The organism is Immundisolibacter sp. (assembly GCF_041601295.1).
Classification (GTDB): domain Bacteria; phylum Pseudomonadota; class Gammaproteobacteria; order Immundisolibacterales; family Immundisolibacteraceae; genus Immundisolibacter.
In genome coordinates, this window is sequence record NZ_JBFIII010000014.1 from 1 (window position 1) to 13,509 (window position 13,509).

The following is a 13,509-nucleotide window of genomic DNA, read 5'->3' on the forward strand; positions in this document are numbered from 1 at the left end:
CCAGCGCTGGCAGGAACTCGGCCTGCCGGCCCTGGAACTGAAAAAACCCTGGCACGGCTACGACCTTGGTTTCTGGTCAGAGCAATGCGAAACCGAAGCGCAGATGGCCGTCGAAGGCCGGCATTACGAAATTGGCGAAGCCGCCAAACTGCGCCGCGTGAAGGCGACGGATGAGAACACGGGCGGGGTGACGTGACGGGATACGGTCGCAGCGGCAGGATGGGCGGGGCGCAGCGAAACCCATCGATTCCGTGTGACCATTGGCGCCCTGCTTGCCAGCTTGGGGCACGCGTTGCATGTGGGGGACGATGGTTTACGGCCGAGGCCTCCACCCAACAGCGGGCTTATAGGAGGCAGCATGGCGAAACTCATTGGCATTGTGGTTGCACTCGCAGTATTCAGTGTTTGGATGAGCGTGGTAGGTAATCCTCACGTGGTTGAAACCGCCTTTTCTAAACCAAGTTCAGTAAAAATTGCTCCAGGCAAAACTTACTGGAAACACTAGGCCTAACATGGCGCTCAAGAACGCTCACTTTGTTCGCTGGGACGCACCAAAAGCGGCGCACCCCTTAGCTTGGCGTTATGCCGAAAAGGAACAACGGCAGTGAAGACAACGAAATACTTCCAGGTGACCCGGGTTAGGCCGGATCGAGAGATAATCAAGGACGAATGGATTCAGCACGTTGTCCAATTCCCTGAGAAAGAGCGCATACAGGCAGACGCTCGAATAAGGCGATGGGCTAGAATTGAAGGAATGGAAAATCGGTATCTGCGAGTAATCCTGTTGCCGGACGGAGAAACCGTGCACAACGCATTTTTTGATAGAGGGTATAAGCAATGAAAGTCAGCTACTTCGAAGACACCGATACGCTATATATCGAGTTCCGCGCTAGTGGCATAGCGGAGTCCAAAGATCTCGATGAGAACACTATTCTTGATGTCGACGCAACTGGCAACGTCTGTGCAATTACGTTCGAGCATGCAAGCCAGCGAACCGACGTAAGTCATCTTATTGTTGAAGGCATTGCGGCATAACCAGCCCATCCAGCCGACGCCAAAAAGCGGCGCGGCTGATGGTCGGCGTTATGCCTCACGATGGTTGCTTTTCCTAAACAAATAGCGAGCCGTGGGATGGGCAGAGCGCAGAGTGCCCACGCGGATGTTGTTACGGCTGGCAACGTGTCTCAATTGTGCGCAAACAAATGAACGGGTCTCGAACCACTGGGCCTTTGATGGCGGCGCATAGGGGGTGAACTCGGTCAATTCGACAGAAAACCAGCGTGGGCGCGCGGCGCTTTTCCCACCCTACTGCGGCTTGCTCAGGACCCACCTGCTTTATCCCCTACTGGCGTTCCTGGTTGTGGCCGGACTGGTCGAATATTTTCACTGGGACCTGGCGCTCGCCGATTTTCTGTATCGCCTGGAAGGCGATCACTGGGCGCTAAAAAGGCACGTTCTGACCTCCACCATCGTCCACGAATATGGACGTCATCTGGTGCAACTGCTGGTCTTGGCAGTGGTCGGGTTGATCATCCGTGATTGGCGGGCAGGTCGCGAACGCCAGCGTGCCGCTGACCTGTACTTGTTGGCCTGCTTTGCCGTTACCACGCTGACGGTGTCCCTGCTCCGGCATCTCACGCACGTCACCTGCCCATGGGACTTGTCGCGCTATGGCGGGGAGCTGGCTTACGTGCCCATCTTTTCGCCCTTGCCGCCCGGTAAGGAGGCTGGCGTCTGTTTTCCAGCCGGCCACGCCAGCAGTGCCTATGCGTGGGTGGCGCTTTATTACTACTTTCGCGTTGTCTCCCCGCGGTACCGGTGGTATGGCCTGGCATTTGGGCTGGCGCTTGGTCTGGTCTTCGACATAGGCCAGCAATTGCGTGGTGCGCACTTTTTTTCCCACGGCCTGTGGACGCTGGGCATTGCCTGGTGCGTTGCTACCGGCGGGTATCTGCTTACCCTGAACAGAAAAACGTAGCCTGGATGAAGCGTAGCGGAATCCGGGGTTCCGTCATTCCCATAATCGACCGCTCCTTTTACGTCCCGATTGGGCGGGACAATGATCTGGCATGGATTTTCCAAATGCTCTTTTAACTTGCGCTACTGCCGACGGTGATTTGGTGTTGGCTGGCCATGGGGGATTCTCCCGGATTCCGCTACGCTGCATCCAGGCTACATCTATCATCGGACTGAGTAGACACCCGTTGGTACCGACGCACCAGGCCATGTCCAGCGTCCACACGCCATGGAAAAAGAAATCCAAACGTAGCCTGGATGCAGCGCAGCGGAATCCGGGGTTCGATTACTCCCCGAATCGGCCCTCGTCTATATTGGCGGCCCAGTCGGGCGGAACAATGTCCTGCCGGATGTATCTGTGCAGGGATGTCCAAGGCCAGTCCACGGGCCGCTCGACCAGGTCGTGCCTGACCGGGTTGAAGTGGATGTAATCGACATGACGGGCGAAGTCCGTGTCGTCCCGAATCAGGTGCTCTCAAAATCGGCGCTGCCACAGGCCGTATTCCCCTTTCCGGTCGGCGTGCAGAGGCACTCCGCGTTCGCGCATGGCTCGGGTAAAGCCCGCCTTGATCGCACGCCAGCGCCCGGAATAATCCTGATCGTCCGGCGGCAGGGTCCAGATGGCGTGAATGTGATCGGGCAACACGGCCATCGCGTCGATGCGAAACGGCCTCGCTCGCCTGGTGGTTTGCAGGGCTTCGCGAAGGGCTGCGATCTGCTCAACCAGAATGCCTGAGCGGCGGTCCCGCAGGGTGACCGTGAAGAAATAGCTTGCTCCGGGGACGGTGGCGCGGCGGTAGTTCACCATGGGTGATGAAGACCCGGACTTCGCTGCGCTGCATCCAGGCTACATGGCTTGAAATTCAGCGCTGCGAGCGAAAGCAGGCGCGCACTTCGTCCACGAACACCTGTGGGCGTTCCAGGGCGGCGAAATGCCCACCCTTGTCCAGCTCGTTCCAGTGAATCAAATTGCTGTAATGGCGCTCGGCCCAGCGCCGGGAGGCGCGAAAGATTTCCTTCGGAAAGATGCTGACGCCGGTCGGCAGCTCGATTTCAAACCGCGACAGGCTGCTGAAGCTTTCCCAGTACAGCCTGGCAGACGACGCGGCGCTGGCCGTGCACCAGTACAGCATGATGTTGTCGAGCATTTCGTCGCGGGTCAGCACGTTTTCCGGGTGGCCGTCGCAATCGGTCCAGGCCCAGAACTTTTCCAGAATCCACGCCGCCTGGCCGCTGGGTGAGTCGACCAGGCCGTAACCCAGCGTCTGCGGGCGGGTGCTTTGCTGTTTCGAGTAGCCGGAGTCCTTGTCGACGTAGTACTGCATGGCGGCCAGGGCGCCCTGCTCCAGGGACGACAGGTCGTGCATGGTGGCCGGGTCCGGCTCCACGATCGGCATGTTGATGTGGATGGCCTGACAGTTGCCCAGGTTTTGCTGGCCAATCGAGGCGGTGACCGCGGCGCCCCAGTCGCCGCCCTGGGCGAAATAGGTGGGATAGCCGAGTCGGAGCATCAGGGCGTTCCACGCCCCGGCGATCTTCTCGATACCCCAGCCGGTGTGCGCCGGCTTGCCGGAAAAGCCGTAGCCGGGCAGGGCAGGGCAGACGACGTGGAAGGCATCGGCCGCGTTGCCGCCGTGAGCGACCGGGTCTACCAGCGGTTCGATCACCTTGTGAAACTCGACGATGGAGCCGGGCCAGCCGTGGGTAATCAGCAGCGGCTTCGCCTGCGGGTGCGGCGAGTGCTGGTGAATGAAGTGGATGTCGAGGTCGTCGAGCTTGGTCATGAACTGGTCGAAGCGATTCAGGCGCCGTTCGCTGGCGCGCCAGTCGTAGCCTTCCCGCCAGTAGCGGCACACGTCCTGCACGTACGCCAGCGGCGCGCCCTGGGACCAGTCGTCGACGGTTTCCTGTTCCGGCCAGCGGGTGTCGGCAAGACGACGGTGCAGGTCCGCGATGACTGCATCATCGACGTGGATGGCAAAGGGAGTGATGGTGTTGTTCATGGCGACCTCGCGCGACTGTGACAAGCTGCGGCTTACAGGCTACCGAAGCCCGCGCCGCGCATTTCGTGGAAGACACCCGACGCGGTGGCCAGGCCACCGGTACCGCACAGGGCGGCGATGACGCCGAGCGCTTCGTCGAGTTCGCGCTCGGTGGCGCCCGCTTGGCGGGCCATGTCGGCGATATGCAGGCAACCGTTGGGGTGCCGCCCGGCGGCGTCGATGCCCAGCGCGATCAGCAGCTTGATCTTGAGTGGCAGTTCGCCGGGCGCGAAGGCGGCGGCGAACAACTGGGCTACGGCGTCGCCCACCTCGGGCTGGCGGCTGCGCATGACATCGACGAAGCCGGGAGCAGGTACATTGGCCATCTATTGTGTTCCTCAGGTGCGGGCGGGAAATCGGAAATCACCACGATAATAGTCCCGCGCTCCCGTGTCCCCCAGAACTTCTATAACTGGGTAGCACTCGATACATAGCGCACCGATCCCTTGGGAAACCTGCAAGGAGAAGCCCTCATGAACAAACCGACAGACTTGCCGACACTGGCCAGCCCGGCGTCGTATATCCACGAGGGGGCCGATGACGGCGCGTTCGCCGTCGACCGGCGTATCTTCACCGACCCGGCGCTGTTCGAACTGGAACTGGCGCACATCTTCGAGGGCACCTGGTTGTATCTGGCCCACGAAAGCCAGGTGCCGCGTCCAGGGGACTGGCTCGCTACCCACATGGGCCGCCGGCCGGTAGTGCTGATGCGCGGCGCCGATGGTCAGGTGCGGGGTTTCATCAACGCCTGCGCTCATCGCGGTGCCAAGTTGTGCCGGACCAGCCGCGGCAATGCCAAATTCCTGACCTGCGCCTACCACGGCTGGGTGTTCGACAATCAGGGCCGCAACGTGGAGGTCAAGGACCAGGCGCTCGGGGCTTACCCAGCCGCGTTTACCGAGCGCGGGCGCGACCTGACCGCGCTGCCGCGTCTGGAGAGCTACCGGGGCTTCCTGTTCGGCTCCCTGAACGCGGACGTGGCGGGTTTGCAGGAGCACCTCGCGGCGGCCAAAGGCGTCATCGACGCGCTGGTAGACCAGTCGCCGGATGGCCTGGAAGTGCTGCGTGGCAGCTCAACCTACACCTTTCGCGGCAACTGGAAAGTGCATGCCGAGAACGGTCTGGACGGTTATCACGTCAGCACCGTCCATGCGAATTACATCGGCATGGTGATGCGCCGTGTGGCCGAGGGCGCGGTCGACCCGGTCAAGTCCATCGCCGACGACCGCATCATGGAGCAGGCCAGCGGCGCCTACGATCTTGGCAGCGGTCACGTCCTGGCCTGGTCGGGCGTGGCACAGCCGGAAAATCGCCCGCTGGCCGCCCAGCGGCCACGCCTGACGGAACAGTTCGGCGCCGCCAAGACCGCTTGGATGATCGACCGTATCCGCAATATGCTGCTGTTTCCGAACATGTTTCTGATGGATCAGACATCGACCCAGATTCGCGTGTTTCGGCCCTTGGCTCCGGATCTGACGCAAGTCCGCGTCTACTGCCTGGCACCCCGTGGCGAGACGCCGCAGGCCCGCCAACTGCGGGTGCGCCAGTTTGAGGATTTCTTCAATGCCACCGGCCTGGCGACCCCGGACGATCTGACCGAGTTCGAGGCCAGCCAGACGGGCTTTGCGGGCGCCGCCAGTACCGGCCCGCAGTCCTATGCCCGCGGCGTGGGTCGCGCACAGCCCGGCGCTGATGCCCTGGCCGCTGGACTGGGCATCCAGCCGGTGCAAAGCAGTCCCAGCTTTCAGGACGAAACTCACCTGCCGGCTATTTTCCGCGAGTGGTTGCGTTTGTTGAGCGCCGCTGACCGCGGGTGATGCGAAAACGTAGTCCGGACGAGGTGCCTTTGCCTTTTGGGTTGGGGGGATATCCGAGCGCGGTCGCAGCAGGCAAACGCCAGTCGGTGCCGGAGCGAAAGTAGCCGTTTAAAAAGGCCGCTGAATCATCTTGCGATGGGCAAGGCACTGAACAGCGTTCGCCGCCTCGATCGCCAAATCCGCTGGAATGGATACGCGAACTGTGCGGCGAGGTAATAGATGATGCCGAAACGCCGTCCGCTTTCTTCATTCGGAAAATCCGTATATGGAACGCCTGTATCCGGGTACTCGTCATAGCGACGGTATTGCGTCCGGAAAAGTCGGTCCCAGATGCTCAGAGAAACGCCGAAGTTGCGGTCGATGTGTCCAGGGTGAATCGAATGGTGGATACGATGGGATTGTGGCGTGACGAAGATATATCTGAGGAGGCCGAGATTCGTCTTCACGTTGCTGTGATTCAATCGATCGTGGAGTTCGTGGAAGAAAAGATAGGCAAGAATCAGGTCAAATGAAGTCTGTAGCATCAGGAACGGGATGAAGCGCACAGTCCGGGCGATGAGGTAGTCCACCGGATGCACGCGGTCGTTTGTGAAGACATTCAGCTCGCGCTGGGAATGGTGTACAATGTGAAACGCCCAAAAAACCTTGACCTTATGCCGGACGACGTGATGGAGCCATCCGATAAAATCGACGGCGAGATATCCGAGAAAGAAACGGATGTGCCAAGGCCATGGTGATGACAGGTCGATGGTCAGAAATGCCAGGTAATTTCGATATACCTGTTCGAGAAATATCAAGTAGATCGGCAACAGCACGATTCTGAAGGCTATCAGAAGCAAGCTATAGACCGCATCCATCCGCAGTCCAAACGAGAACACGTTTTGGTTCTCTCGCGCCGGGACGAGCAGTTCCAAGGCCAGAACCGCACTTACCCCCAGATACAGGTAAGGATTGGTCAGGACTTCATCAATCAGGGCCGTGCGCAGCGTCCAGTAAGCGCGGCGTATGTGGTTTACGTCGATGTCCGGTAAGCCACCTATCGCCCACCAGACGAAACCGGTCAGCATGGTCGACACACCGACCACGGCGATGGTCGTGAAGCAGACATGTGCTGTCTGTCTTATCGTGCCCCACCGCCACATGCGACCGAATCCAACGTTCGGACCAGCTGGCTTTGGTTGGTTGCCTATGGGTTTCATCATGCCCAGACTTTACATGCCACGGAACGCCGCACTCGGTCTTTAGTGCCATCGGCGCGAGACGCTGCCCAGGCAGGTTCAGATGCGCTTGGTTTGTCCGGGATTCGGCGGGGTCCGGCTCCGGGTTCGCCCGCGTTGACTCGAACAACAACGGCGTCGAAAGGTATGGCGGCCCGTCAGGGTGTCCACTCAATGCCCACAAACAGGCGTCGCGGCAGGCCGGGGAAGTAGCGGTAATTGCCGAACGCCAGATCAGCCCGCTCTGCGTAATCGTGGTCGGTGAGGTTGGTGATGCGGGCGAACAGGGTCGTCTTGGTGCTTGTGGCCCAGTCAGCGCGCAGGTTCAGCAGGCTGTGGCCGGGGTAGCGGGCGGTATTGGCGGGGTCCAGGTAATACGGGCCCATGCGAATGCCCTCGAGTTCCAGGGTCAGGTCCCGACGCGGTTGATACAACCAGCGGGCGTTGGCCATGAACGGTGGAGCGGTGTCGATTTCGTTGCCGTTTTTGATGATCTCGCCGCCGCTCGCGGCGCGATCGAACGCGTACCGGTGGCGCGCCAGACTGGCGGAAAGATGCAGCTCGTGGCGACGGGCAGGCCGCCAGCTGGCCTCGGTTTCCAGCCCGAAATGTTTGGTGCGCCCGTCGCTGACGTTGAAGCCGGCGGCGTCCGTGAAGATGAAGTGCGTCTTGCGCATGCCAAACGCGGTAAGGCTGATCTGCGCGTCGCTCCAGGCGCGCCGGTAGCCCAGTTCGACGCCGCTGAGGCGCTCCGAATTCAGATCGGCCGCGCTCTGGCCGCGCTGCAGGCGGTAAAGCTCGGTTACCTGGGGAGGGCGAAAGGCAACCGAGTAGGCGCCGTGCCACTGGCCGGTGGCCGGGGCGCCATAACGTAGGCCGACCCGGCCGGCCAGGTTGTTGAAGTGGTCCGTGCGGTCCGCCGGACGGTTGAACAGGCAGCCGCCGAAGGTGCAGGAGGTGCCGTCGTCACGGGTGTTGCCGGTCAGGGTCTGGTTGTCGTAGTCGTAGTCCAGGCGCTCGGCGCGCAGGCTGTGCAGCACGTGCCAGTGCTGTGCATCGTCCAGCGGCAGGTCGATGGCGTGCCATAACGCCACCATGCGGGACGCAACCTCGAAGTCGTAGTGCACGCCGGCCGGGCGGGTGGCCTTGAGGAAGGCCGAGCCCTCCGTCACCGGACCGGCCTGCACTTCCTGCAGGAACCCTTTTGCGTACTCGGCGGCCGCGCCCCAGCGCCATTCGCCGCCGTTGCCCAGCGGCTGGCGCAGGTCAAGGATCACCCCGGCGCTGCGCTGGCCGTTTTCTTCCGTCGGTTGCCCCGGCAGGAAGTGCTGCAGAAAATCCATCCGCGACCAACGGGCATAAGGTGTGATGGACAGCACCGAATGCTCGCCGACGGTCGCGCGCCAGGCACTGTGCATGCGCAGGGATGAAGCGTCCCGGTAGGCCTCCGGGTTGGGATTGTCGCGGCGTAGCCCCGCATTGCGGTAGGCATTCTTGCCAAAAATAAAGCCTGCCGTTTCCTGATTCAGGTTAGTGGCCGAAAGGTGCGACTCCACCTGCCAGCGGCCGATATCGGTCAGGTGGCCCAGGCCGAGCTTCTGCTCGCCCAGATCCGCCGCGTCGCGGTAGCCGCTGGTGCTCTGTCCCTGGGCATCCAGGCGCCAATGCTGCGTGCCATAGGAGACCTGGCCGATGGCGGTGTCGTCCGGCCCGGTTTCCAGCTCAAACATCAGGGGCCGTGGGCCTGGACGCGGGGAGATGACGTTGATGGCGCCATGCAGCGCGTTGGCGCCGTAAAGCCCACCGGCCGGCCCGCGGGCAACCTCAACCCGGGCGGCCTGGGCGAAGTTCAGCTCGAACAGGTTGTTGACGTTGCAAAAACCGGCCGGCCGGATGGGGATGCCGTCTTCCATGAACAGAAAGGCGCCACAGGCGCCGGCGCCGGTTAGCACCGGCGAGCGGATGGCGGTGAGGCTCTCCTGACCGTCACCGCGGCTGATCCAGGTGCCCGGTACGCGCCCGAACAGCTCGTTGGCGTGGGTCGGCCGAGCGCGCTGGATGTCAGCCCCGCTGATGGTGCTGCCGCTGCCAGCGGCGGTCCACAGGGAAATGTCCCGCGGCGCCTCGACCACGATCACCAGCTTGGGGGAAACCGGCGTGTCGACCGGGTCATTCCGGGCATGACTGCCTGTCGTCGGTGCGGCGGCGGCACAGACAAGCGCGGCCGCCGCGAGGCGGCGGTGCAGACGCAGAGTCACGATGATCAGGCGCTGAGGGTGATAAACCAGGCGGCGATCCTGCCGATCACGCCGTACACAAAATCCTTGATCGTCAGCCACCAGCCGCCGGCCTGTTCGCGTTTGGCGTCGTGGGCGCGCTCAATCAAGTAGGCGTGGATGGCGTCGGCATCGTCGGCTTTCAGGTACTTGGACCAACCGACCATACCGAGGTCCTTGTACAGGCCGTCGAGTACGATGCCATTGAACAGTTCATGGGTGGCCGGCTGCATGTAGCGCAGATCGGCGACCACGCCCGCCTCGGCATTCATGCCGTGGCAAACCGAGCAGTACGTATGGTATAGCCCGTGACCCTGCCGCACGATCTGCGGGGATGCGGTTTGCGGTGGCGGTTCGGGCAACGGCGCGGGCGGTGGCGCAGGCGGCAACTGAGCCGTGCCGCCGAGCTTGAACGCGAGCATGCGACCGCCAACGACGTCGCCTTCCCGTGGCGCGATGCCGCCGGCCAAACCAAGCGCTCCGCCCCAGCCGACCATCACGGCGACGTACTGCTCGCCGTCCACCGTGTAGCTGACCGGCGGCGCGACGATGCCCGATTGCGTGCTGGCACTCCACAGCCGGTCGCCGGTATCGGCGCGGTAGGCCACCAGTTCGCCCTTGGCGGTGCCCTGGAACAGCAGGTTGCCGGCGGTGCTCAGCATGCCGCCATTCCATGGCCCGTCGTGCTGCACGCGCCAGACTTCTTTTTGCGTGGCCGGATCCCAGGCGCTGATGTGGCCCTTGGCGAGCGCGCGCAACACTTTGTTGACCAGCACCGGGTCGGTGTCCGCCGGGGGCATGGCCGCGGCCATGTCCACGGCCATGTTCCAGGGGTTGCGGCCGAACTTGAAGTCCTTTTCCTGCGCGAATGTGAACGGCAACTCCATGGCCGGGATGTAGACCAGGCCAGTGCGCGGGCTGTAGGACATAGGCTGCCAGTTATGGCCGCCAAACGGCGCCGGGAAGGTGAGCTTCTTCTCGTCGCGGTACTGGTTCGGATCGGTCTCTACCGGCCTGCCGGTGGCCGGATCGACGTGGCTGGCCCAGGTCACCCGGACGTAGTTCTCGGCGGAAATGAACTGCCCGGTGGCCCGGTCCAGCACGTAGAAAAAGCCGTTCTTGGGCGCCTGCATGATGACCTTGCGCGGCTGCCCGCCGATGTCGATGTCGGCCAGGATCATGTGCTGGGTGGCGGTGTAGTCCCAGGTCTCGCCAGGCGTGGTCTGGTAATGCCATACGTGGCGGCCGGTGTCCGGATTCAGCGCCACGATGGACGACAGGAACAGGTTGTCGCCTTCGCCCTTGCTGCGCACCCAGCGGTTCCACGGCGCGCCGTTGCCAACACCCACGTAGAGCAGGTCGAGCTCGGGGTCGTAGGCCATGGAATCCCATACCGTGCCCCCGCCCCCGCCCACGTTCCACCACTCGGCGGCTGCGTTCCAGGTCTTGGCCGCCATTTCCATGTCGGGCGACTCGAAACCCTTGGTCGGATCGCCCGGTACGGTCCAGAAACGCCAGGCGAGCTTGCCGGTGGCGGCGTCGTAGGCGGACACATAGCCGCGCACGCCGAACTCGGCACCACCGTTGCCGATGACGACCTTGTCCTTGACGATGCGCGGCGCGCCGGTAATCGAGTAGGGCTTGGACCGGTCGATAGTGAGCGTTTCCCAGGCCAGCTTGCCGGTGCCGGCGTCCAGTGCGACCAGGCGCCCGTCGATGGTGCCGACGTAGACACGGCCTTTCCACACCGCCGCGCCGCGGTTCACCACGTCGCAGCAGGCTTTGGCGCCCCACTCGCGCGGGACCTTCGGGTCATAGGCCCACAGCTGCTTGCCGGTGGCAGCATCCACGGCGTACACCCGGCTCCAGTCGCCGGTGGTGTAGATGACGCCATCCACCACGATGGGTGTGGCCTCCAGGCCGCGCTTGGTGCCGGTGTCGTAATACCAGGCCAGCTTCAGGCCGCTGACGTTGCCGTCGTTGATGGTGTCCAGCGGGCTGAAGCGCTGCTCGCCATAGGTGCGCCCGTGCGCCAGCCAGTTACCGGGCTCGCTGTCGGCGTCGATGATGCGCGCACCGTCCACCGCGCCGGGTGCCGCCTGCGCAATGGCGCCGCACAGGAACACTGCCGCGACTGCCGCCAGCCAACGTGACTTTCTTGCACCCATCTGTGTCCCCTCCGAAGTCCTTTTCCGACGGAAGCGCCAAAGTCCTCGGCACATTCCTAACGCCCGTTTATGGCGGCGCGGGGCATTATGGCAAAAGCCCGCGCCCCTGACAGGATCCCTGGCCGGTGGTCATCGATATCCCGCCGCCTGCAGCGCAAACAGGCGCGCGTAGTGGCCGCCCTTGGCCACCAGCGCTGCGTGGGTGCCGCGTTCGGTAATGGCGCCATCGCGCATCACCAGGATCTCGTCCGCCATACGTACGGTCGAGAATCGGTGTGAGATCAAGATCGCCATGCGGTCCGCCGCCAGGCGCCGGAAGTGCTCGAAAACATCGGCCTCGGCCTGCGCGTCCATGGCCGCGGTGGGTTCGTCCAGAACCAGGATGTCCGCCTCGCGACGCATGAAGGCGCGTGACAGGGCGAGCTTTTGCCACTGCCCGCCGGACAGTTCCCGGCCGCCCTTGAACCAGCTGCCGAGCTGTGCCCGGTACTGGCCGGGCAGGGCTTCCACAAAGGGCGCTGCCAAACCGTCGGCGGCTGCCTGGCGCCAGCGGGGCTCATCCACCATATGGTGTACGTCACCGGCGCCGATGTTCTCGCCGACCGTGAACTGGTAGCGGTTGAAGTCCTGGAACACCACCGCAATGCGCTGGCGCAAGGTCGCCTCGTCCCAGGCGTCCAGCGGCGTGCCGTCCAGCAGGATGCGCCCCTGAGTCGGCCGGTACAGGCGCGTGAGCAGTTTGATCAGCGTGGTCTTGCCGGCGCCGTTGTCGCCCACCAGCGCCAGACTGCAGCCAGGCACAAGATGCAGATCGATGCCACTGACGGCGTCGCCGGTGGCGCCCGGGTAGCGGAACGAAACACCCTCGAAACGGATGCCGTCGCCCGGCGCCACGCCGGTCGGGGTGCGACCGCTCGCCTCCGGCACCGGCTGTTCCAGGAACTCGTACAGATTGGTCAGGTACAGGTTGTCCTCGTACAGGCCGCCGAGTGCCGACAGACTGGCCGTGACCGCCGCCTGCCCCTGACGCAGCAGCAGCAGGTACATAGTCATCTCGCCCAGGCTGATGCGCTGCGCCACTGCCTGCAATGCCACCCAGCCATAACCGCCGTACAGTGCCAAGGTACCGAGCAGGCCCAGCAGAAAACCCCAGCTTTCGCGCCGCAGGGCCAGATTGCGGTCGCGCCGGTACAGCTTGCGAAAGATATCGCCGTAGCGGTCCAGGATGCGCCGGCCGAGACCGTAGACCTTGACCTCCTTGGCGTGGTCCTCGCGCGCCAGCACGGTTTCCAGATAAATCTGCATCCGGGTATCGGGCGAGCGCCAGCGGAACAGCGCAAACGCCTCCCCCGAGAACTTCGCCTCAGCCAGGAATGCAGGCAGCCCGGCCAGCAGGAACACGCCCACGGCAAGCACGGACAATTGCGACAACAGCACCGCGTAACTGGCCAGCGAGATGAGGTTCTGCAGCAAGCCGAAACTCTGACGGACCAGGTTCAGCGGTCGGGTGGAGGCGTCGCGCCGGGCGCGGCTGAGCTTGTCGTAGAACTCCGAATCCTCGAACTGCGCCAGCTCCAGCGTCAACGCCTTGGCCAGGATCATGTCGTTCACGCGGTAGCCCAGTTGTGCCCGCAGCAGCGACTCGCACAGCGCGATGCCGCGCTGCGCGGCCGCGATCAGGGCCACCAGCAGAGCCTCCACGCCGATCAGCTGCACCACCGCTTGTGCGTCGGCAGTGCCGGCCGCCGCCGCTATCACGCCATCGATGATCAGCTTGCCGACCCAGGCCATGCCGGCCGGCAGCACGCCGGCCATCAGGGTGCAGCCGGCCAGCAGCAGCGCCAGGCGCGGATTGGTGGTGATGGCGAGCCGAAAGGCCCGATGAAAATAGCTGCCGAGCTGTCTTATGGAGACCGCAAGGCCCGGTGTGGTGGCGGTGTCAGGAGTCAAGATGCAGGCTATCCGGCGCGGTC

General features: G+C 63.3%; 13 protein-coding genes. 6 read left to right on the forward strand and 7 right to left on the reverse strand.

Features of this window, described 5'->3' with window-relative positions; all coding sequences use genetic code 11:
• The 5 genes from ABZF37_RS03120 to ABZF37_RS03140 all read left to right on the forward strand — a co-directional run.
• The coding region (locus tag ABZF37_RS03120; protein ID WP_372716658.1) for a hypothetical protein at nucleotides 1-196 on the forward strand (196 nt) is incomplete at its 5' end.
• 162 nt (nucleotides 197-358) lie between these two features.
• Nucleotides 359-505 (forward strand): hypothetical protein, encoded by a 147-nt coding sequence (locus ABZF37_RS03125; protein WP_372716660.1) that lies wholly within the window; start codon nucleotides 359-361, stop codon nucleotides 503-505.
• 99 nt (nucleotides 506-604) lie between these two features.
• Complete coding sequence (locus ABZF37_RS03130) at nucleotides 605-841, forward strand: hypothetical protein (RefSeq protein ID WP_372716662.1); 237 nt, start codon at nucleotides 605-607, stop codon at nucleotides 839-841.
• Complete coding sequence (locus tag ABZF37_RS03135; RefSeq protein ID WP_372716664.1) at nucleotides 838-1,035, forward strand: DUF2283 domain-containing protein; 198 nt, start codon at nucleotides 838-840, stop codon at nucleotides 1,033-1,035. The genes ABZF37_RS03130 and ABZF37_RS03135 overlap by 4 nt, the downstream gene beginning before the upstream one ends.
• A gap of 214 nt (nucleotides 1,036-1,249) precedes the next feature.
• On the forward strand, nucleotides 1,250-1,978 hold the full coding sequence (locus ABZF37_RS03140) for a phosphatase PAP2 family protein (protein WP_372716666.1): 729 nt from the start codon (nucleotides 1,250-1,252) through the stop codon (nucleotides 1,976-1,978).
• Between the two features lie 513 nt (nucleotides 1,979-2,491).
• On the opposite strand, the gene ABZF37_RS03145 is transcribed toward ABZF37_RS03140, so the two are convergent.
• From ABZF37_RS03145 to ABZF37_RS03155, 3 genes are read right to left on the reverse strand one after another with little or no spacing between them, the layout of a single operon-like run.
• Nucleotides 2,492-2,824 carry a transposase gene (locus tag ABZF37_RS03145; protein ID WP_372716668.1) on the reverse strand — a complete coding sequence of 111 codons (333 nt, stop codon included), beginning with the start codon at nucleotides 2,822-2,824 and terminating at the stop codon, nucleotides 2,492-2,494.
• A gap of 55 nt (nucleotides 2,825-2,879) precedes the next feature.
• A complete protein-coding gene (locus tag ABZF37_RS03150) occupies nucleotides 2,880-4,019 on the reverse strand; it encodes an epoxide hydrolase family protein (RefSeq protein ID WP_372716670.1) in 1,140 nt (379 codons plus the stop codon).
• 32 nt (nucleotides 4,020-4,051) lie between these two features.
• Nucleotides 4,052-4,384 carry a carboxymuconolactone decarboxylase family protein gene (locus ABZF37_RS03155; RefSeq protein WP_372716672.1) on the reverse strand — a complete coding sequence of 111 codons (333 nt, stop codon included), beginning with the start codon at nucleotides 4,382-4,384 and terminating at the stop codon, nucleotides 4,052-4,054.
• 147 nt (nucleotides 4,385-4,531) lie between these two features.
• Here ABZF37_RS03155 and ABZF37_RS03160 point away from each other — a divergent pair, with 147 nt between their 5' ends.
• The gene (locus ABZF37_RS03160) at nucleotides 4,532-5,875 is read left to right on the forward strand and encodes an SRPBCC family protein (protein WP_372716674.1); all 1,344 of its coding nucleotides are present in this window, start codon (nucleotides 4,532-4,534) and stop codon (nucleotides 5,873-5,875) included.
• Between the two features lie 125 nt (nucleotides 5,876-6,000).
• Here the strand turns inward: ABZF37_RS03160 and ABZF37_RS03165 are convergent, their stop codons facing one another.
• The 4 genes from ABZF37_RS03165 to ABZF37_RS03180 form a co-directional block, all read right to left on the reverse strand.
• Entirely contained in the window at nucleotides 6,001-7,017 is a 1,017-nt protein-coding gene (locus ABZF37_RS03165; RefSeq protein WP_372716676.1) for a sterol desaturase family protein, read from the reverse strand.
• Between the two features lie 233 nt (nucleotides 7,018-7,250).
• Nucleotides 7,251-9,431, reverse strand: a complete 2,181-nt coding sequence (locus ABZF37_RS03170) for a TonB-dependent receptor (protein WP_372716678.1) — start codon at nucleotides 9,429-9,431, stop codon at nucleotides 7,251-7,253.
• Nucleotides 9,356-11,536: a PQQ-dependent dehydrogenase, methanol/ethanol family gene (locus ABZF37_RS03175; protein ID WP_372716680.1), complete on the reverse strand. Its 2,181-nt coding sequence runs from the start codon at nucleotides 11,534-11,536 to the stop codon at nucleotides 9,356-9,358. Before ABZF37_RS03175 ends, ABZF37_RS03170 begins: the two co-directional genes overlap by 76 nt.
• A gap of 129 nt (nucleotides 11,537-11,665) precedes the next feature.
• Nucleotides 11,666-13,486 (reverse strand): ABC transporter ATP-binding protein, encoded by a 1,821-nt coding sequence (locus ABZF37_RS03180; protein WP_372716683.1) that lies wholly within the window; start codon nucleotides 13,484-13,486, stop codon nucleotides 11,666-11,668.
• Nucleotides 13,487-13,509: the final 23 nt, after the last annotated feature.